The organism is Duganella sp. Root1480D1, assembly GCF_001427305.1.
In the GTDB taxonomy this organism is placed as follows: Bacteria; Pseudomonadota; Gammaproteobacteria; order Burkholderiales; family Burkholderiaceae_D; genus Rugamonas.
In genome coordinates, this window is record NZ_LMFZ01000045.1 from 1 (window position 1) to 18,714 (window position 18,714).

Consider the following 18,714-nt stretch of genomic DNA (forward strand, 5'->3'; position numbering starts at 1 on the left):
GATGTCGATTCCGAGGCGACAACTGCATTTCGCGACGCGCCAGGCCCTTGGCCAGGTTCCAATCAAAGCGATTGAATTACCCGACAAGTAGTCTGACACGGGGGGGGCTTAAGGAGCTGCAATGTTCGATCACGTAAAATCGGCGCGAGTGATTATGCGGCGAGCAAGGCCTCGCCCATCTCTACCTGGCGTTCGCGGCCCAGGTATCACGCAAACTACTACGCCGCATTTGTCATCGGCCCGGACGGGCACAGCATCGAAGTTGTTTGCCACCAACCTGGTTGATTATTCAGAATGATTCAGGTCTTTGGAGCGCCGAACGATATAACGAATCGTTTTGCAGGATCATTGGTGACCGGTAGTGTCGTGATCCTCGTAATGGCTGCACTCGTGCTCCTTCTTGCGTGGGATCGCAAGCGCAGGCTTTACCTGCAACCTGCCATTGCGCTTGCTTTAGCCGGGATCGTCGTTGTAGCGTGGGGCTCGTACTCGGCATCTTATGCGCGCTTTATCGTTGCAGAGGTGAAGGACTCGGAACTGCGCCTGGGATTTGCGGGCCCCTTCGCAAGGGAACTCCCAGTTTCGCCGGCTTCGATTGAAACCGTACTATTTGGGTCGCCGGGCAAATCGAACCGGCAGTGCTATATCAAGATAGTCTTGAAGACCGGCGATAGCTATCGAAGTTCGACACTCGACGAGGAGCCTGGCGCATGCAAGAAGTTGAGGCGGGAATTGCTTGAGGCACTAGCCCGCTGAACGTAGAACCGGAATTCACCAAAAATGATCAAAATACTATTCCCCCTGGCGAGTCTCGCCTTGGCAGTTCCTGCTTTTGCAGAAGGCCCACCAAGCAAATATGTGATGCAAGCGCTGTCTCCTGCGGAAGGTCGCATTGCCCGCCCCGAGTCCTGGTTTTACAGGGAAAACCATCAACCGTGGACCCAAATGTGGGCCATTTCGCGGGAAGAGATCACTGACGATAATGGCGCCGACATACCTTTCACAACCGGTGTGATCATCCAGGCATTGATCGCAGTTGAGGCGAGTGGCGGCAAACGTGCGAAGCAGGTGGTCCTGGACTATGTCAATGGTAAGAAGCAGACCGTCAAGGTGATCAGGAGCTGTAAAGAAAAAGTCGTGGGCCAGTTCACATATACCTGCCTTGAAACGGAAGAAGATTCCAGGCACGTACTGTATTCGCTGTACTGGGGTAATAATGGCCTGGATGTCGCGATATTCTCGACCGCACTCACTACCAAGGACCTTTGGGCAAGCTATGCAACAACGTTTGAAAAGATGAGTGAGTTCGAGATCCGCTACCCAACTTCGTCGAAGTAAGCTTTTGAATCCAATGACTCCACCAGATGTTCGCTTCGAGCCACACTTCCTGCCGTCGCCTGGCGACTTGTTCAACCATCTGATTTCATCGGTTACATGGGATGAACGCATGAAGGCGCGAAAGACTGCCAGCTTTGGCGTCTCTTACGATTACTCGCAAATCTCTTACGAGCCGGCACCTATGCCGGGCGAGCTTGCCGCTGTCGCGCAGCGCATCGGGCGGCTTCTCGGGTTCATGCCTAACAATTGCCTGCTTAATTATTATCAGGATGGGAATTCATCCATGGGTTTCCATTCCGATTTGAGTGAAGAACTTGGTGCTGGCACAGGTGTCGTGATTGTTTCGTTGGGGAGCGTAAGGTCCCTCGTCTTCAGGAGTAAGACCGACAAGGCAGTGGAATTCGACTATCCGCTCCCGCCGGGGTCTTTGATTTACATGACGAAGGATGTACAAGACCACTGGCTTCACGCCATACCGAAAAAGGAAGGCGCAGGTCCCCGTATCAGCCTGACCTTCAGGTCTATCGTCAAATAGGAGCTATGTAATGACTAAACGCCTTGCATCCTGCAGTTGCGGCCAGCTGACGGCCGAAGTTTCGGGCGAACCTGTGCGAATCTCGATCTGTCACTGCCTGGCATGCCAACGCCGTACTGGCAGCGTGTTTGGCGAGCAGGCCAGGTTCCCGCGCGAGAACGTGACCGTGTCGGGAGTTTCAACCGAATACGAGCGGGTCGGGGACGAAGGTGGGAAGGTCAGGTTTCATTTCTGCCCGACCTGCGGTTCGACAGTCTATTACGGCCTGGAGAGCCTCGACGGGTACGTCGGCATTCCTGTCGGGGCTTTTGCCGATCCGGGTTTTCCGGTTCCACGTGTCTCGGTCTACGAGGAACGAATGCATAGCTGGGTTGTCCCGCCGGTGGATGCGGAACATATCCCATAACGATTGACTCGGGCGCGTTATTTAGCGGTGAATCACCACCAGCAGCGCTTTCGCTTCCGCCTTTCCTGGATTGCGGATGGCGTGATGCAGGTCTGCCGCGTAACGTGCGGTGCCGCCTAGCTTGATCTTCTTCTTGTTGGTGCCCACTTCCAGTTCCATCGATCCGTGCAGGATCGTCAGGTGTTCGGTCGTGCCCGGATCGTGCGGCTGCGACACCAGTTCGCCGCCTGGCGACAGTGTCAGCTCGTACCACTCATATTTACCCGCCAATTCCATCGGGCCGAGAATGCGCAGCACGTAGCCAGCGTGGGCGCCTGGCAGGGTAGGGGTTTCATGCGCATCCACTAACTTTATCGCTTCGACATCCTTTTCAACGTCTGACAGCAGCTCGCCGATCTGCACGCCGAGTGCATTAGCCAGGCGCCAGGTAATGGCGATGGTCGGATTGGCCTTTTCACGCTCAATCTGGGACAGCATGGATTTTGAAACCCCGGCGATGCGGGACAGGTCTTCCAGTGTCAGGCCGCGGGCCAGGCGCAGTCGTTGCAGGGCGGCGCCGACTTCCGGCGGGGCGTTGGTGGAAATGTTCGGCTTCACGCTTGCAGAGTTCAATATAGTAAAGTAGGATTCCGTATATCGAATTTACGTTCAATATAGTGAATTCCGGTCTTGTTAGTGAAATAAGAGTAAACTTTACATCAGAGGACGACCATGAGCCAAGCGACGAATGCGTTTTACACCGGCCTGCAACAAAACCTGGAAAAGCTGCGCAATGATGGCCTGTATAAACCTGAGCGCGTCATCGCTTCCCGCCAGGGCAGCGAAGTGCAGTCGGAAGATGGTCGTACCCTGATCAATATGTGCGCCAACAATTACCTCGGCCTGTCGGGCCAGGAATGGGTGGCTCAGGCTTCCATCGACGCAACCGAGAAGTACGGCTACGGCCTGTCCTCGGTGCGCTTTATTTGTGGCACCCAGACCGTGCACAAGCAACTGGAGAAGGCCATCTCTGAATTCCTGGGCACTGAAGACACCATCCTTTACGCGGCGGCATTTGACGCCAACGGCGGTGTTTTCGAGCCTTTGTTCGACGAAAACGACGCCATCATTTCGGATGCGCTGAACCACGCCTCGATCATCGACGGCATCCGCCTGTGCAAGGCCGCGCGCTTCCGCTACGCCCACAATGATATGGCCGACCTGGAAAAGCAACTGCAGGCTGCCGCCGACAAGCGCCATAAAGTCGTCGTGACCGATGGTGTGTTCTCGATGGACGGCACCATTGCCCAGTTGGACAAGATCGTTGAACTGGCTGAAAAATACGGTGCCCTGGTCATGATCGACGAATGCCACGCTTCCGGCTTCATGGGCAAGACCGGCCGCGGCACCCACGAGCATCACAATGTGCTGGGCAAGATCGACATCATCACCGGCACCCTGGGCAAGGCCCTGGGCGGTGCGATGGGCGGCTTCACCTCTGGCCGCAAGGAGGTAATCGATACCCTGCGCCAGAAATCCCGTCCTTACCTGTTCTCGAATACTCTGGCACCAGCCATCGCCGGCGCTTCGCTGGAAGTGCTGAAGCGCCTGTCCGCTTCGACCGAACTGCGCGACCGCCTGCATGAAAACACCGCTTACTTCCGCAAGGAGATTGAGCGTATCGGCTTCACCATCAAGCCAGGTACCCATCCCGTCGTGCCAGTGATGCTGTTCGAGGCGCCGGTGGCGCAGAAATTTGCGGCCCGCATGTATGAACTGGGCGTGCTGCTGTCCGGCTTCTTCTATCCGGTGGTGCCGATGGGCCAGGCGCGCGTGCGCGTGCAGCTCTCCGCCGCCCACACCCGCGAGCAGTTGGACAAGGTCCTCGCAGCATTCGAACAAGCCGGCAAAGAGCTGGACATCATCAAGAACTAATCAGGAATATAGGTAGATCATGGAACGCATTCTCGTCATCGGCGCCAACGGCCAAATCGGTAGTGAATTGGTGGACGCGCTGGCCAAACAGCACGGTGCACAAAACGTCATCGCCACCGACATCGGCCCGATCAACAAGTACAACGCAGCCCGCTACCAGGTGCTGAACGTGATGGACAAGGCCGCGCTGGAAGCATTGGTTGCTGCGGAAGGCATCACCCAGGTGTACCAACTGGCCGCGATGCTGTCCGCCACCGGCGAAGCGGCGCCGCTGAAGGCGTGGGACTTGAATATGGACGGCTTGCTGAACATCCTGGAAGTGGCGCGTGAGCGCGGCGAGCAGGGCAAGCCGCTGCGTATTTTCTGGCCGTCTTCGATCGCGGCTTTCGGCCCGAACACCCCAGCCGAGAACACCCCGCAGTACACCGTGATGGACCCAACCACGATTTACGGCATCTCGAAACTGGCCGGCGAACGACTGTGCGAATACTACTTCCTGAAGTATGGCGTGGACGTGCGTTCGATCCGCTACCCTGGCATCATCAGCTTCAAATCGCCTCCAGGCGGCGGCACCACCGACTACGCAATTGCGATCTTCCACGCTGCGTTGCGCGGAGAACGCTACGATTGCTTCCTCGGTCCAAAGACCACTTTGCCGATGATCTACATGCCTGACGCGATTCGCGCAACCATTGAATTGATGGACGCACCCGCTTCACAAATCAAGATTCGTTCGTCGTACAATGTCGCCGGCGTTTCCTTTAATCCGGAAGAACTGGCCACAGCGATTACCCGCGCGCTGCCGGACTTCAAGATCGCTTACACGCCGGACAGCCGCCAGGCTATCGCCGACAGCTGGCCGCGTAGCCTGGATGATTCCAAGGCGACCGCGGACTGGAACTGGAAGGCCCGCATCGGCGTGGATGAGATGGTGAAGGACATGCTGGCGAATATTGACGTGAGCCTCAGCGAGGCCGCATAACTAGAGAGAGACAAGCAACAATGGACATGAGTGTTTTCGACTTATTCAAGATTGGCATTGGCCCATCGAGCTCGCATACGGTGGGACCAATGGTGGCGGCGCGCCGCTTCCTGGTCGAAAACGGTCCATTGGATGATGTCACCTCGGTGACGGCAGAGCTCTATGGCTCGCTGGCCTTGACCGGTGTTGGTCACGGCACCGACAAGGCAGTGCTGCTTGGCCTGATGGGTGAGACGCCGCAAGGCGTCGATCCTGACGCGGTGGACGACATGCTGGCAGCGGCCGACGTAGACGGCGAGCTGCGCCTGCTGGGCGAAAAGACGATTGCTTTCACCCGCAAGCAACACCTTGTTTTCCATATGGCCGAGAACCTGCCGGGGCACCCGAACGGCATGCGCTTTACGCTGACCCGCACGGATGGCAGCTCGGTTTCCAGGATTTACTACTCGATTGGCGGTGGCTTCATTCGCGCCGAAGGCGAGGAGGCGGCCACTGATGGCAAGCCTGCTGTTCGCCTGCCGTACCCGTTCAACACCATGGCCGAACTGCTGGGACATGGTGTCAGCAGCGGCAAGACCATCCCACAGATGCTGCGTGCAAATGAGCTGACTCGCATCAGCGAGGCTGAACTCAACGAGGGCATGGACCGCATCTGGCACGTGATGCGCGACTGTATCCAGCATGGCCTGGAGACGCGCGGCCAGTTGCCGGGCGGCCTGAATGTGAAGCGCCGCGCGGCTGATCTTTGGCGCCAGGCGCAAGGCGGCGATCGCGCCAACCAGCTTCCGCACGATGCACTGAACGGCGTGAGTTTGTACGCGATGGCGGTCAATGAAGAGAATGCAGCGGGCGGACGTGTTGTAACGGCGCCTACAAATGGTGCTGCAGGCATCATTCCCGCTGTGCTGAAATACTATGCGGAAGACTGCAAACCGGTCGATCCGGTTTCCGGCGTGCGTGCGTTCCTGCTGACCGCTGCGGCGATTGGCATGCTGTGCAAGCGTAATGCCTCGATCTCCGGTGCCGAAGTAGGGTGCCAGGGCGAAGTTGGCGTGGCATGCGCGATGGCGGCTGCCGGCCTGGTGGCGGCTCTCGGCGGTAGCAATGCACAGATCGAGAATGCGGCGGAAATCGGCATCGAACACCACCTGGGCATGACTTGCGACCCGATCGGTGGTCTGGTGCAGATTCCTTGCATCGAACGCAATGGCATGGGGGCGGTGAAGGCGATTACCGCGGCGTCGCTGGCCTTGAAAGGCGACGGCACCCACTTTGTTACGCTGGACAATGTGATCGAGACCATGCGCCAGACGGGCGCTGATATGCAGGCGAAGTATAAAGAGACTTCGCTGGGCGGGTTGGCTATTCATGTCGTGTCGGTGAATCACGCTGCGTGTTAAGCAGGTAGACCTGGGTCAGACCCGAGGGTCTGACCAAGAACTGGCGGGTTTCAGTAGAAAATTTCAAAAACTAGCTTAATTCACAAAGAAACTCCGGCCAGACTATAATAGGTGTCCGTTTTCACCTGCCACCGGACTTTCTAATTTATGCAATACGTGTCTACCCGGGCCGACGCGTCGGCTGCATCACACTCCCCACAGCAATTTTCCGACATCCTCCTGGGTGGTCTGGCGCCAGACGGCGGCCTCTACCTGCCAGTCGAGTATCCGCAAGTTACCGGCGAAGAGCTGAACAAGTGGCGGCACATCTCGTATGCCGACCTGGCCGTGGAAATCCTGAAGAAATTTGCCGGCGACGTCCCGGAAGGCGACTTGCGGGCCCTGGCACACAAGACTTATACCGCAGATGTGTACCGCAACGTCCGTGATGGGGAAAACGCTGCCGAGATCACGCCGCTGCGCTTATTGGAAGAAACCGGCGGCAAGAAGCTGGTGCTGCAATCCCTGTCCAACGGGCCGACGCTGGCCTTCAAGGACATGGCGATGCAACTGCTCGGCAACCTGTTCGAGTATGCGTTGGCCAAAAAGGACGCGCAACTGAACATTTTCGGCGCCACCTCCGGCGACACCGGCAGTGCGGCCGAATACGCGATGCGCGGCAAAAAAGGGATCAAGGTCTTCATGCTCTCGCCGCATAAGAAGATGAGTGCATTCCAGACCGCGCAGATGTTCAGCCTGCAGGACCCTAACATTTTCAACATTGCCGTTGAAGGCGTGTTCGACGACTGCCAGGACATGGTCAAGGCCGTGTCGAACGACCTGGAATTCAAGGCCCGCCACAAGATCGGCACTGTGAACTCGATCAACTGGGCGCGCGTGGTGGCGCAGGTGGTGTACTACTTCCGCGGCTACCTTGCCGCAACCAGGAGCAATGACCAGAAGGTGTCGTTCACTGTCCCATCGGGCAATTTCGGCAATATCTGCGCCGGCCATATCGCCCGCCAAATGGGCCTGCCGATCGACAAGCTGGTCGTCGCCACCAATGAAAACGACGTGCTGGACGAGTTCTTCCGCACCGGCATCTACCGTGTGCGCAAGTCGGCCGAGACTTATCACACCTCCAGCCCGTCGATGGACATTTCCAAAGCCTCGAACTTCGAGCGCTTCGTATTCGACCTGGTGAAGGGCGACGGCAAGCGCGTGCGCGAGCTGTTCAGGAAAGTCGAAACCGAAGGCGGCTTCGACCTGTCCGGCGCGCCGGGCAGCGATGGCGATGAATTCAAGCTGGTGGCCAACTACGGCTTTAAATCCGGCAAGTCGACCCACGATGACCGCGTGCAAACCATCCGCGACGTCGCTGACGATTATGGCATCGTGATCGACACCCATACCGCGGACGGCATCAAGGTCGCCAAGGAATACATGGAACCTGGCGTGCCGATGATCGTGCTGGAAACCGCACTTGCCGCCAAATTCAACGAAACCATCCTGGAAGCGCTGGGCGAAGACGCCGAACGCCCGGCCGGTTTCGAAAATATCGAAGCGCTGCCGCAGCGTTTCGAAGTCATGCCGGCTGATGTGAGCAAGATGAAGGCCTACATCGCCGCCAACACAGGACTGTAAAACATGGCAATGCTCGCTGTCCGCGAAGCCCTTGATTTCCTGCTCTCGGCCGCCCGTCCGGTGGCGGAAGTGGAGAAGGTCCCAACCCTGGAAGCCAATGGCCGCGTACTCGCAAGCGCCGTGGTATCGGGCATGAACGTGCCAGGCCATGACAACACGCAGATGGATGGCTACGCGGTACGCGCAGCCGATTGCGCCAGTGGCGACGCTACCCTCACGGTCACGCAGCGGATCCCGGCGGGCCATGTTGGCCAGCCGCTGCTGCCTGGCTGTGCCGCGCGCATTTTCACCGGCGCCTTGATTCCAGAGGGCGCAGATGCAGTCGTCATGCAGGAGCAATGCGAAGCGAACGACGGCCTGGTGACCATTCGCCACAGCCCCAAGGTGGGCGAGTGGATCCGCCGCACCGGCGAAGATATCGGCATCGGCAGCGTGATCCTGGCCGCCGGCACGCGCCTGCGCAGCCAGGAACTGGGGCTTGCCGCATCGATCGGCATGGCGGAGCTGAACGTGCGCCGCAAGCTGCGCGTGGCCGTGTTCTTCACTGGCGACGAGCTCACGATGCCAGGCGAGCCTTTGGCGCCGGGCGCCATCTACAATTCCAATCGTTTCACGCTACGCGCCTTGCTGGAGAACCTGGGCTGTGAAGTGCGCGATTTCGGCATCGTTCCGGATTCGCTTGAGGCCACGCGCAATGTACTGCGCCAGGCGGCTGAAGGCAATGACCTGATCATCACTTCCGGCGGCGTGTCGGTAGGCGAGGAAGACCATATCAAGCCTGCTGTCGAAGCGGAGGGCAAGCTGAATATGTGGCAGATCGCCGTCAAGCCGGGCAAGCCGCTGGCCTTTGGCGAAGTAGGGCAGGCGTTCTTCCTTGGCCTGCCGGGCAATCCGGTGTCGAGCTTTGTCACTTTCCTGCTGTTCGTGCGGCCGTTCCTGCTGCGCCTGCAGGGTGCCGACGTGCCGGCCCAGCCGCGCGGCATGCTGGTGCGCGCCGATTTCAACTGGCCGAAGGCAGACCGCCGCAACGAATTCCTGCGCGCTAAACTGAACGAGAAGGGCGGCCTGGACCTGTTCCCGAACCAGGGTTCCGGTGTGTTGACGTCGACCGTCTGGGGCGACGGCCTGGTGGACAACCCGCCCGGCAATCCGATTGCGCCTGGTGACGCAGTCCGATTCATTCCCTTCAGTGAACTGATGTATTGATATGCTGATCAACCTTAAATATTTTGCCAGTGTGCGCGAAGCACTGGGCAGTGGCGAGCAGGTAGTACTGCCGCCTGGCGCCGAGACTGTGGGCGATGTGCGTGCGTGGCTGCTGGCGCGCGGCGAGCCCTGGTCCAGCGCCCTGGCTGAAGGACGCGCCTTGCGCATGGCCTGTAACCAGCGCATGTGTGAGGCAAGTGCCCGCGTTGCCCCGGGTGATGAAGTTGCCTTTTTCCCACCTGTGACAGGCGGTTAACGCTTATTGCTGTGCGCACGCAACAGTCGAGGTCAGACTGTTGACCATAGGCATTGTCACGTTATACTTGATCACATGCGGCCCAAAACCTGCGCCGCATTTATCCTTCCCGATTTCCCGTCGCCTCTTCCCTGCGGCTTTTCCCTTCCCTGCAAGGAGAGTCGCAATGGGTTTCGTCTTTGCCGCCCTTGGCCTGAATGGCCTCGCCCGCAACCAGGTTCCAGTCCCGCCGCGCAAGCGTGCGCAGAAGCTTCACATCGCCGGGTCCACTACGATGGGGCCGTTGCTGAAGGAAATTGCTTCCAAATACCGCCTGATGCATCCGGAGATCGGGGTCGAGGTGGCGCTGGGCGGTTCCTCGCGCGGGCTGGACGACGTGCGTTCCGGCCATGCACATATTGCCATGTTGTCCCGCGCACTTGCACCGGCCGAACGCGATTTGTATGGCATCCCGATTGCACGCGACGGCGTCGGCGTTGTGGTGCATGCCAATAACCCTGTGCGCCAGTTAAGCGTCGAAGAACTGCAAGCCATTTTCACTGGCCGCATGCGCGAATGGCGTGACGCCGGCGGCCTGCAGGATTCGGTGTATGCGCTTGGCGGCCTGCGCGACGGTGCTTCCAGCGCGCTGTTTGCGCGCTTTCTCAGGCAGCCGTTGGATGCGTTCAGCCTGAACGCCGCAGTCGAATCGAATATCGAGCGCCTGGCCGTAGTGGCCTCATGTGAAAACGCAATTGCCTACGTTTCTGTCGGTGCCGCAGAGCGTGCGATCTCGCAAGGCGTTTCGGTGCGCCTGCTGCCGATTTCCGACGTCGCCGCCAGCACCGCAAATATCCGTAACGGCAGCTATCCGATCTGCCGCGTACTCACCCTGGCAAGCAGGGATGCGCCAACCGGCGTCGCACGAAGTTTCTTCGCCTTCTGCCTTTCCGCCCAAGTGAACGGCATCCTGTCGGCATTCGACTTTGTACCTTACCTGGACTGACGCCATGGAAAACTATATTTTGCCTGGATTGCTTGCTGCTTGTGCAGCGCTGACGACGTTCAAATGGTTCGTGGCGCGCGAGGCGGAGCGCCAGCGCGCGAATGCGCAAACTGCTGAACTGCTGCGTGCCAACCGCGCGCTGCGCATGGCCTCACGCTGCCGTGAAGCGCTGCTGCACGCCAGTAGTGCGGAGGAAATGATGGCAGCCGTCTGTCGTGCCATTTCGGAAGAAGGCAGCTATTCCCTGGTGTGGACTGGTTTGGCCATGGCGGGCAGCAGCAAGGATTTGCTGGCCAGCGAGATCCAGGGTACGCCGGCGGGACGTTTCGCCGCAGCCTCCGGTGGATTGCAGCGTGGCTGCGCTTGCGAAGGCATCGCGCTGGACGTGATGTGGGACGGCAAATCGCGCCTGCGCCGTGGAGCCCCGGCCGAATACGGCTACCCAAGCGTGCTTGCCATGCCCTTGGCAGGCTCGAACGACGATGCAGCGCCGATGGGCGTGCTGTGCATGTATTCGATTGACCCCTGCGCGTTCGAAAGCGAAGAAGTACAGATGTTGCAGGAGCTGGCCGCCGACCTGGCGCTTGGCTTGAGCAAGATGCACGAGGCACGCAAGCGCCGGGCAGCGGAGCACGCCCTGGCTTATCAAGCGCACCACGATCCGGCCACTGGGCTGGCCAATCGGTCGCTGTTCAATGACCGCTTGCGCCAGGCGCTGGTGGCAGCGGAGCGCACCGGCCGCAAGGTCGCAGTGCTGGCTTTGACGATGGACCGCTATCGCGGCGTCAAGGCGAGCCTCGGGGCCGACGCCTGCAGCGCCTTGCTGATGCACGCTGCTTCTGCCATGAAGTCCTGCTTGCGCGAGGGCGATACCGTGGCGCATCTGCTTGGGAATGAATTCGCGGTGATCCTGGCCGACATGGTCAGCGACGACGATGTGCTGCCGGTGGCCACCAAGCTGCTCGAGGCCATCAAGGCACCAATGCGCTGGAAGGACAATATCGTCAACAGCACCGCCAGCATCGGCATCGCATTGATGGGTGAGGAGGGTGGCGACGCGACGGGTATGCTGCGCTCGGCCAATTCGGCGATGGCCCATGCAGTTGGCCACGGCGGCAATCGCTTCCGCTTCGTCGCGCAGGAAATGAACGATCGCGCCTCGCGCATGTTCGCGCTGGAAACTGAGCTGCGCAGCGCCCTGGTGCACAATGAAATGGTGGTGCACTACCAACCGCGCGCATCCTTGAGCGATGGCAACCTGTGCGCCGCTGAGGCCCTGGTGCGCTGGCAGCATTCGACCCGAGGCTTGGTGCCGCCGGCCGAGTTCCTGCCGCTGGCCGAGAGCAGTGGCTTGATCGTCCCCCTTGGCGCCTGGGTGATTCGCGAGGTCTGCCGCCAGCAGCGGGCATGGCGCGAAGCGGGGCTGCCGATGGTGCCGATCTCGATCAACCTGTCGCCGCGCCAGTTCCGCGAAGAGGGCCTGGTCGAGCACATTGAGGTGGCATTGGAAGAATACGACGTGCCGTCGGCCATGCTGAGCTTTGAAATTACCGAATCGATGGTCATGGAAGATCTGGAGGATGCCGTCGCCAGGATGAATGAATTGAAAGCGATTGGCGTCAAGTTGTCGATGGACGATTTTGGCACTGGGCATTCTTCGCTGGCCCGACTGCGCCTGCTGCCATTGGACCAGTTGAAGATCGACCAGTCCTTCGTGCGCCAGCTCGGCAGCGAGCAGGCCGACGAGGCAATCTGCCGCTCCATCATCGACGTGGGACACAACCTCAATATGCAGATCGTGGGCGAGGGCGTGGAAACGCTGCTCCAACGCGAATGGCTGCGCGATCACTACTGTGACGAGATCCAGGGCTGCTTCTTTGCCCGGCCGATGACGCCGGAGGACTTTGCCCAGCAGCTGGCAGCCGATCGCCCGAGATCGACTACAATGCTGCCCCTATGGAAAGCAATCAATTACAAGGTGTAGCGGTTATCGGTGGCGGACCCGCCGGCCTGATGGCGGCGGAAGTATTGGCCGAGGCGGGCGTGCATGTCGATGTGTATGACGCCATGCCGTCGGTCGGCCGCAAGTTCCTGCTTGCCGGCCGCGGTGGCATGAATATCACCCATTCCGAGCCTTACGAACCTTTCGTGGCGCGCTATGGCAGCCGTGCGGGTGCCTTGCGCCCCATGCTGGATGCCTTCAAGCCCGACGACTTGCGCAGCTGGGTGCATGGCCTTGGCATCGACACCTTTGTCGGCACCTCGGGCCGCGTCTTCCCGACCGAGATGAAGGCCGCGCCCATGTTACGCGCCTGGCTGCACCGCTTGCGTGAAAGCGGAGTACATTTCCATCAGCGCCATCGTTGGCTGGGCTGGTCGCCCGATGGCGCCTTGCGATTCCAGGTGCCGGATGGAGAACGCACGGCACGTCACCGTGCGGTGTTGCTGGCACTGGGTGGCGCGAGCTGGGCGCGCCTCGGTTCGGACGGCGCATGGCAAGGGCTATTGGCGGAACGTGGTGTCGAAATGGCGCCGCTGGTTCCTGCCAATTGCGGTTTCGATGCCGATTGGAGCGCCCATTTCGCCGAAAAATACGCGGGCCAGCCACTGACCACCGTGGCGATTGGCGGCCGCAAAGGCCAGATGATTGTTACGGGGACTGGTGTGGAAGGCAGCTTGGTTTACGCCCTGTCCGCAGGGATTCGCGATCGCATTGCGGCGCATGGCAGCACCACCATTGAGCTGGACCTGCTGCCGGACTGGCCGCTGGAACGCCTGCAGAAGGAACTGTCGCATCCGCGCGGCGCGCGCTCGATGTCCAGCTTCCTGCAAAGCCGCGTGCACATCAAGGGCGTCAAGACCGGCCTGTTGCATGAAGTGCTGGACAAGGAAGCCTTCCACGACCCGATGCGCGTGGCGGCGGCGCTGAAGGCCCTGCCTGTGAAGCTGCGTGCAGCACGCCCGATCGACGAGGCGATCAGTAGTGCCGGCGGGGTCCGCTTCGAAGCGCTGGAAGGTATGATGCTGAAGGCCATGCCTGGCGTGTTTGTCGCCGGCGAGATGCTGGACTGGGAGGCGCCAACCGGCGGTTACCTGCTCACTGCCTGTTTTGCCAGCGGGCGCGCCGCCGGCAGGGACATGCTGCGCTACTTAATGAACCCAGCTAACGCCGCCTGAGCCGCTGCGGCTCACGTTGCGTTCGGAGGGATTGCCAAACACGCGGATGTTGCCGTTGCCTTTGACGGTAAGGTCTGCCGATTGGCGGGCAAAGACATTGGTGGTTCCAGAGCCCAGCAGGGTGACGACCACCTTGTCGGTTGCCAGGTGCTGCGCGTCGAGGTCGCCGGAACCTGTCACTTCGGCGGTCAGCTCCTTGCAGCTGCCACTGGAGGTGATCGCGCCTGATCCAATCATTTCCAGCATGACTTTCTCGCCGTGGCCGGTGTTCAGGTTCAGGTCGCCACTGCCGTGCACGCCGGCTTCCACGTTCTTGTAGCGGCCATTGAAGGTCAGGTTGCCTGAACCTTGCAACTGTACGCTCAGGTGTTCGCCGCTGAAGCCATTGACGTTGCTGTCGCCGCTGCCGTTGATCACCAGTTCGTTCAGGGACGGCAGCACCAGCTCGACCTCGATCGGACGGCGCGGATGCAGCAGCAGGCCTTTCGATCCGATGCGCAGGGTCGAGCCATCCTGCTCGGTGGCGATATTACCCAGCAGGCGTTGTTCGCCGCGCACTTTCAGCAGCGGGACATCGCCCTGTTTCAGGCGCAGGTCGATCGGGCCGACCAGTTCAACATTGGAAATCGTCGCGCTCACTTCGCGCACTTCAGTGCGAGCGGCACGGCCAGCCACACTGGTGGGGTTGGCAGCGCCTTGCGCGCGCAGCATGCTGTAAGTGATGCCAGTCAGCAGCACTGCCAACACGGCCATGCCGAAACCAATCTTGAGCAGGGAACGGATGTTCATGGCGTTTCCTTTCAGTGGCCGCGCAGCAGCGAAACGTTCATCTGGATGTAGCGTTTCAAGCCAATCAAGGAGAAACGTGTAATCACGATGCTCACGAGGCTCAATACGATGCCGAGCAATACCAGGCCGATGCCGACGGCGGTTTGCGTGGCGCGCGATTCGTTGTCGAGGTCCGAGGTGATGCGCACGCCGCCTTCAGCCATCGCTTCCGCACCTTCCAGCCATTTTTCGGACTTGCTGTCCGCCTCGTCCCATTCCTTGCGCAGGCCGGCCGAGGGTTCCTGGAAGACGTCGATGCCCTGGTCGCTGATCGAAATCTTGGTCTGCATGCGGGAATCGACCTGGTCGCCTTCATCGTCGAAGATGACAAGGTGGCGCAATGGGCCGGTCAGGACCAGTTCATTGGCGCCCGCCAGGCCGGTTGCGGTAATGGCAATCCCGCTGATGTAAAAGGCAAAGGCACTGGCATAAATCGATACCAGCAAGGCGGAAAAGACTGCCGCCGGCACCACCATGAAGAGGTTGAAGATGCCAAGGCCGATCAGAGAAAACATCATGCGCACCAGGTTGGCCGGGTTGCGTTTCTGCTCGAATGCGCTGCGATGGGCGTTGGCGCGCAGGGTCATGGCGATCTTGCGCGGTTCGTCCAGCTCGGCCGAGATTTCTTCTTCAGTCTTGCCCGCGGCCACGCTGTCGATAAAACGCTGCTCGTAGTAGGCCATCGTCTTGGCCGCCACGTCGGGCGGCAAGCCGGCAAGCGCCTTCTTCAGTGCGTCGAGGTACTCGTTTTTGCTCATTGGAAACTCAAGCCTCCTGTTGTCCCATGCTTGCACTGTATCGCTTGCACGGGAGGAGCTCGGGTTGTTTACGACAGGATGCAGAATCGGGGGAGCAGGCGACTAAAACGCGGGACAGGCGGAACATCAAGGTTTCGCCTTTGCGAGCAGTCCAGCGGCCCGAACGCCGCTGCGGATGGCCATTTCCAGCGTCGCGGGGTATTCGCCAGCCGTGTAATCGCCGGCCAGGACCAGGCCTTTTGCCTGCGTTTCGTTGGGTGGACGCTTGAGGCCAGGCGTGCAGGCGTAAGTGGCGCGTTTTTCGGTGATGACCTTGCTCCAGGATGGACGCGCGAGCTCCGGTCTTGCCAGGTCGACGGCCAACTGGCTTGCGATTGCCGCCGTCAGCGCATCTTGGGACAGGCTGGCTGCCTCGCTTGAGGCGCTGATGACGACGGTGAACAGGCCATCCTGCCTGGCATCAAGCTGGCCGCGGTCGAACACGAACTGCCCCCAGCGTTGGGTTGCTGGATCGTCGATCAGGGCGTAGAACGGGATTTCCAGGCGGGTGCCGGGGGGGTATTGCAAGTAGCAAGTCGTGATCGGCTCTGGTTCGAACGCGGCCAATTGGCTTGCCAGATCGGCAAATCCGCCGGCCGGCGGCGAGGCCTCGCCGCCGGCGCCGGGGTTCCGCAGGACGCCGAGCAGGCTGGCGGAAGCGGCAGGTGACGCGGCGAGTACCACGCCGGCAAATTTGCCGCTCCAATCACCCCCGACAGCTGCGCCGCTGGCCTCGACGGTCCAGCCATCGGCAGCGGGGCGGAGGGCGGTGACTTTGGCGCCGAGGTGGATGGTATTGCCTTTTCCCTGGAGCCAGGAAGCAGCCGCCTCCGGGAACAGGGCGGAGAGGTCGGCACGCGGCACCAGCATGTCCGATGCGGCACGGCGCGCTCCCAGGCTGTCCCGCAGCACGGCGAGGAAAACCTGCGCCGAGGCGCGTTCCGGCGGCGTATTCAACGCGGCAAGGCATAACGGGCGCCACATCAGCGCCACCAGCCGCGGCGTCTGGTCAAAGCGCACCAGTAATTCCGCCACGCTGCAATCGTTGTTCAGGCGCCAATCCATCCAGCGCGCAGTCGTGGTGAAACGCGCCAGGGCCATTTTGTCTGCGCGCTCCAGCCCACGCGCCCGCAATAGTGCAATGCTGACATGCAGCGGTGCCGGCAAACGAGGCGCCACAAAATCCATGCCGCCGCCAGCGGGCGGATACCGCATCTGCAGGGGAAGCGTGAGTACGGCCGAACGCAGATCCACCCCAACCGCGCGCATGATGCGCAGCGATTCCGAATAAGCCCCGAGCATGATGTGCTGGCCGTTATCGAGCTCACGCCCATCGAAAGAAACGCGTCGCGCCCGGCCGCCCAAGGTTCGGGCAGCCTCGAAAACGGTGGCCTGGTGACCGGCGCGCACCAGTTCGACGGCGGCGGCGAATCCGGCCCAGCCGCCGCCGACTACGGCAAAGTGCTTAGCCACGAACCCAGGTCTTCCACGCCAGCCACAGTTTGCGGATCGGGGTCAGCGAAATACGCTGTTTGAGGACGTGATAACCGTCTTCCTCGATTTCGTTCAACAAGGTGCGATAAATGGCCGCCATGATCAAGCCCGGACGCTGGGCACGGCGGTCTTCCTTCGGCAGCAGCGCAAATGCCTCGTCGTAAGCCTTCTGCGCGCGCGCCACCTGGAATTCCATCAGTTTCGAGAAATTCTCGGTCTCGCGAGCGTTGAGCAGGTCGGCCGCAGTCACATTGAACTGCTGCAGTTCGTTGACTGGCAGGTAGATGCGGCCCTTGCGCGCATCTTCCCCCACGTCGCGGATGATATTCGTGAGCTGGAAGGCATGCCCCAGCTTTTCGGCATATTGCAGGGTCTCCGCCCGTGTTGCGCCGAAAATCGACGCCGACAGGATGCCAACCACGCTGGCCACATGCCAGCAATACTTGGTCAGGCCTGCGTAATCCAGGTAGCGGGTCTGGTTCAGGTCCATTTCCATGCCATCGATGATGGCCTGCATATGCTCCTGTTTCAGGTTATAAACCGTGATATGCGGCTGCAAAGCCTGGGTCACAGGGTGCGTCTGCTTGCCTTCGTACATCTGGGCGATCTCGTTGCGCCACCAGGCGAGCTTGATGCGTGCCAGCGATTCATCGCTGCATTCATCGACGGTGTCGTCAACTTCACGGCAGAAGGCATACAGCGCCGTAATGGCGCGGCGGCGCTCCGGCGGCAGGAACAGGAAGCTGTAGTAGAAACTGGAACCGCTGGCGGCGGCCTTCTGCTGGCAGTATTCGTCGGGGGACATGTTGTTATGGCTTGGGTAATGCTGTCAAAGGCGCTATTTTATAGGGAAGAGCGCTTCATCCGAAGCGCGCGCCACAAAAGCTTGAACCAATCGCGCTTTTCGAGCTTCGGACGACGCAGGAAAACGTCGTAATCGACTTCTTCGATGGCTTCCAGGATGCGCAGGCCGCCCTGGACCACCATGCGCAGTTCCAGGCCAATGCGGCCCTTCAGGCGGCAGGCCAGCGGTGCACCGGAGAGCATCAGGGCGCGGGCACGATCGACCTGGTACTTCATCATGGCGCGCCATTTTGCCTTGTTGTCGGGGCGGGCCAGGTGGGCAGGCGACAGCGCATAGCGCGCCAGGTCTTCCATCGGCAGGTAAATACGCTCCTTATGCTCGTCGATCGCTACATCTTGCAGGAAGTTGATGATCTGGAGTGCCGAACAGATTGCGTCCGACTGGCGGATGTTTTCTTCATCGGCCGCGCCGTACAGGTGCAGCATCAGCCGGCCGACCGGGTTGGCCGAGCGTGCGCAATAATCCAGCAGGGACGAATAGTCCTGGTAGCGGTGCACCACAATGTCTTGCTTGAAGGCGGACAAGAGGTCGTAAAAAGGCCGCAGTGGAAGTTTGTGCTGTTCAATCACCGCAGCCAGGCGTTCGAACATTGGTTCGTGGCCGCCTTCGGCGCGCTCGATGCGCCCAAGGGCTTGTTCATAAGCGGCCAGGCCCGCCAGGCGCTGTTCAGGCGTGGCGTCGCCTTCGTCAGCGATATCGTCGGCACTGCGGGCAAAGGCGTAAATCGCCTCCACCGCCGGGCGCAAGCGGCGCGGCATCAGGATCGAGGCGACAGGGAAATTCTCGTAATGGTCAACGGACATAGAGGTGCTGTTCTAAATTAATGACGCGAAAGTCATTTGCAAGTACGGTTGACCCGGCTATAATTTTTTCTTACTAAACGGAAAGTCATTTAGTTCCAAACGGGA

At 60.2% G+C, this 18,714-nt stretch carries 19 protein-coding genes and 1 pseudogene; 14 read left to right on the top strand and 6 right to left on the bottom strand.

The window, feature by feature from the left end; translation table 11 throughout:
• Positions 1 to 195: 195 nt before the first annotated feature.
• The 5 genes and pseudogenes from ASD58_RS32370 to ASD58_RS30785 form a co-directional block, all read left to right on the top strand.
• Positions 196 to 285 (top strand): annotated as a pseudogene (locus tag ASD58_RS32370) (VOC family protein); the annotation flags it as partial.
• Positions 286 to 294: 9 nt separating this feature from the next.
• Positions 295 to 756, top strand: a complete 462-nt coding sequence (locus tag ASD58_RS22990) for a hypothetical protein (RefSeq protein ID WP_057263549.1) — start codon at positions 295 to 297, stop codon at positions 754 to 756.
• A 24-nt stretch (positions 757 to 780) separates the two neighbouring features.
• On the top strand, positions 781 to 1,338 hold the full coding sequence (locus tag ASD58_RS22995) for a hypothetical protein (RefSeq protein WP_156401444.1): 558 nt from the start codon (positions 781 to 783) through the stop codon (positions 1,336 to 1,338).
• Positions 1,339 to 1,351: 13 nt separating this feature from the next.
• Positions 1,352 to 1,873: an alpha-ketoglutarate-dependent dioxygenase AlkB gene (locus ASD58_RS23000; protein ID WP_057263551.1), complete on the top strand. Its 522-nt coding sequence runs from the start codon at positions 1,352 to 1,354 to the stop codon at positions 1,871 to 1,873.
• Between the two features lie 10 nt (positions 1,874 to 1,883).
• Positions 1,884 to 2,279, top strand: a complete 396-nt coding sequence (locus ASD58_RS30785) for a GFA family protein (protein ID WP_082565623.1) — start codon at positions 1,884 to 1,886, stop codon at positions 2,277 to 2,279.
• Positions 2,280 to 2,300: 21 nt separating this feature from the next.
• Here ASD58_RS30785 and ASD58_RS23005 read toward each other — a convergent pair whose 3' ends face one another.
• Positions 2,301 to 2,876 (bottom strand): helix-turn-helix domain-containing protein, encoded by a 576-nt coding sequence (locus tag ASD58_RS23005; RefSeq protein WP_057263552.1) that lies wholly within the window; start codon positions 2,874 to 2,876, stop codon positions 2,301 to 2,303.
• 114 nt (positions 2,877 to 2,990) lie between these two features.
• On the opposite strand from ASD58_RS23005, the gene kbl reads away from it, so the two are divergent.
• From kbl to ASD58_RS23050, 9 genes are all read left to right on the top strand, one after another.
• A complete protein-coding gene (gene kbl, locus ASD58_RS23010) occupies positions 2,991 to 4,193 on the top strand; it encodes a glycine C-acetyltransferase (protein WP_057263553.1) in 1,203 nt (400 codons plus the stop codon).
• Positions 4,194 to 4,212: 19 nt separating this feature from the next.
• Positions 4,213 to 5,175 (top strand): NAD-dependent epimerase/dehydratase family protein, encoded by a 963-nt coding sequence (locus ASD58_RS23015; protein ID WP_057263554.1) that lies wholly within the window; start codon positions 4,213 to 4,215, stop codon positions 5,173 to 5,175.
• A gap of 20 nt (positions 5,176 to 5,195) precedes the next feature.
• Positions 5,196 to 6,575, top strand: coding sequence for an L-serine ammonia-lyase (locus ASD58_RS23020; protein WP_057263555.1), 1,380 nt, complete (start codon positions 5,196 to 5,198; stop codon positions 6,573 to 6,575).
• 147 nt (positions 6,576 to 6,722) lie between these two features.
• Positions 6,723 to 8,198 carry a threonine synthase gene (gene thrC, locus ASD58_RS23025; protein ID WP_057263556.1) on the top strand — a complete coding sequence of 492 codons (1,476 nt, stop codon included), beginning with the start codon at positions 6,723 to 6,725 and terminating at the stop codon, positions 8,196 to 8,198.
• 9 nt (positions 8,199 to 8,207) lie between these two features.
• Positions 8,208 to 9,404, top strand: a complete 1,197-nt coding sequence (gene glp / locus ASD58_RS23030) for a gephyrin-like molybdotransferase Glp (RefSeq protein WP_156401470.1) — start codon at positions 8,208 to 8,210, stop codon at positions 9,402 to 9,404.
• Position 9,405: 1 nt separating this feature from the next.
• Positions 9,406 to 9,660 carry a molybdopterin converting factor subunit 1 gene (gene moaD / locus ASD58_RS23035; protein WP_057263558.1) on the top strand — a complete coding sequence of 85 codons (255 nt, stop codon included), beginning with the start codon at positions 9,406 to 9,408 and terminating at the stop codon, positions 9,658 to 9,660.
• Between the two features lie 166 nt (positions 9,661 to 9,826).
• Entirely contained in the window at positions 9,827 to 10,645 is an 819-nt protein-coding gene (locus ASD58_RS23040; RefSeq protein ID WP_057263559.1) for a substrate-binding domain-containing protein, read from the top strand.
• Positions 10,646 to 10,649: 4 nt separating this feature from the next.
• Positions 10,650 to 12,629 (top strand): bifunctional diguanylate cyclase/phosphodiesterase, encoded by a 1,980-nt coding sequence (locus ASD58_RS23045; protein ID WP_057263560.1) that lies wholly within the window; start codon positions 10,650 to 10,652, stop codon positions 12,627 to 12,629.
• Positions 12,602 to 13,822, top strand: coding sequence for a TIGR03862 family flavoprotein (locus ASD58_RS23050; RefSeq protein WP_057263561.1), 1,221 nt, complete (start codon positions 12,602 to 12,604; stop codon positions 13,820 to 13,822). The genes ASD58_RS23045 and ASD58_RS23050 overlap by 28 nt, the downstream gene beginning before the upstream one ends.
• On the opposite strand, the gene ASD58_RS23055 is transcribed toward ASD58_RS23050, so the two are convergent.
• From ASD58_RS23055 to hpnC, 5 genes are all read right to left on the bottom strand, one after another.
• Positions 13,796 to 14,611 carry a head GIN domain-containing protein gene (locus ASD58_RS23055; protein ID WP_307178081.1) on the bottom strand — a complete coding sequence of 272 codons (816 nt, stop codon included), beginning with the start codon at positions 14,609 to 14,611 and terminating at the stop codon, positions 13,796 to 13,798. The two genes, ASD58_RS23050 and ASD58_RS23055, sit on opposite strands and share 27 nt — an antisense overlap.
• Positions 14,612 to 14,622: 11 nt before the next feature.
• Complete coding sequence (locus ASD58_RS23060; protein WP_057263562.1) at positions 14,623 to 15,408, bottom strand: DUF1700 domain-containing protein; 786 nt, start codon at positions 15,406 to 15,408, stop codon at positions 14,623 to 14,625.
• Positions 15,409 to 15,534: 126 nt separating this feature from the next.
• Positions 15,535 to 16,920 (bottom strand): hydroxysqualene dehydroxylase HpnE, encoded by a 1,386-nt coding sequence (gene hpnE / locus ASD58_RS23065; protein WP_057263563.1) that lies wholly within the window; start codon positions 16,918 to 16,920, stop codon positions 15,535 to 15,537.
• Complete coding sequence (gene hpnD / locus ASD58_RS23070) at positions 16,913 to 17,746, bottom strand: presqualene diphosphate synthase HpnD (RefSeq protein WP_057263564.1); 834 nt, start codon at positions 17,744 to 17,746, stop codon at positions 16,913 to 16,915. Before hpnD ends, hpnE begins: the two co-directional genes overlap by 8 nt.
• Before the next feature lie 38 nt (positions 17,747 to 17,784).
• The gene (gene hpnC, locus ASD58_RS23075; RefSeq protein ID WP_057263565.1) at positions 17,785 to 18,609 is read right to left on the bottom strand and encodes a squalene synthase HpnC; all 825 of its coding nucleotides are present in this window, start codon (positions 18,607 to 18,609) and stop codon (positions 17,785 to 17,787) included.
• Positions 18,610 to 18,714: the final 105 nt, after the last annotated feature.

What these genes read in the sequence shown, in the direction of transcription:
- thrC (WP_057263556.1), top strand. Translation starts at nt 6,723, where the DNA reads ATGCAATACGTGTCTACCCGGGCCGACGCGTCGGCTGCATCACACTCC.
- ASD58_RS23000 (WP_057263551.1), top strand. Translation starts at nt 1,352, where the DNA reads ATGACTCCACCAGATGTTCGCTTCGAGCCACACTTCCTGCCGTCGCCT.
- hpnD (WP_057263564.1), bottom strand. Translation starts at nt 17,746, where the DNA reads ATGTCCCCCGACGAATACTGCCAGCAGAAGGCCGCCGCCAGCGGTTCC.
- ASD58_RS30785 (WP_082565623.1), top strand. Translation starts at nt 1,884, where the DNA reads ATGACTAAACGCCTTGCATCCTGCAGTTGCGGCCAGCTGACGGCCGAA.
- ASD58_RS23060 (WP_057263562.1), bottom strand. Translation starts at nt 15,408, where the DNA reads ATGAGCAAAAACGAGTACCTCGACGCACTGAAGAAGGCGCTTGCCGGC.
- ASD58_RS22995 (WP_156401444.1), top strand. Translation starts at nt 781, where the DNA reads ATGATCAAAATACTATTCCCCCTGGCGAGTCTCGCCTTGGCAGTTCCT.
- ASD58_RS23020 (WP_057263555.1), top strand. Translation starts at nt 5,196, where the DNA reads ATGGACATGAGTGTTTTCGACTTATTCAAGATTGGCATTGGCCCATCG.
- moaD (WP_057263558.1), top strand. Translation starts at nt 9,406, where the DNA reads ATGCTGATCAACCTTAAATATTTTGCCAGTGTGCGCGAAGCACTGGGC.
- ASD58_RS22990 (WP_057263549.1), top strand. Translation starts at nt 295, where the DNA reads ATGATTCAGGTCTTTGGAGCGCCGAACGATATAACGAATCGTTTTGCA.
- hpnC (WP_057263565.1), bottom strand. Translation starts at nt 18,609, where the DNA reads ATGTCCGTTGACCATTACGAGAATTTCCCTGTCGCCTCGATCCTGATG.
- ASD58_RS23050 (WP_057263561.1), top strand. Translation starts at nt 12,602, where the DNA reads ATGGAAAGCAATCAATTACAAGGTGTAGCGGTTATCGGTGGCGGACCC.
- ASD58_RS23055 (WP_307178081.1), bottom strand. Translation starts at nt 14,611, where the DNA reads ATGAACATCCGTTCCCTGCTCAAGATTGGTTTCGGCATGGCCGTGTTG.
- glp (WP_156401470.1), top strand. Translation starts at nt 8,208, where the DNA reads ATGCTCGCTGTCCGCGAAGCCCTTGATTTCCTGCTCTCGGCCGCCCGT.
- ASD58_RS23040 (WP_057263559.1), top strand. Translation starts at nt 9,827, where the DNA reads ATGGGTTTCGTCTTTGCCGCCCTTGGCCTGAATGGCCTCGCCCGCAAC.
- ASD58_RS23045 (WP_057263560.1), top strand. Translation starts at nt 10,650, where the DNA reads ATGGAAAACTATATTTTGCCTGGATTGCTTGCTGCTTGTGCAGCGCTG.
- ASD58_RS23015 (WP_057263554.1), top strand. Translation starts at nt 4,213, where the DNA reads ATGGAACGCATTCTCGTCATCGGCGCCAACGGCCAAATCGGTAGTGAA.
- kbl (WP_057263553.1), top strand. Translation starts at nt 2,991, where the DNA reads ATGAGCCAAGCGACGAATGCGTTTTACACCGGCCTGCAACAAAACCTG.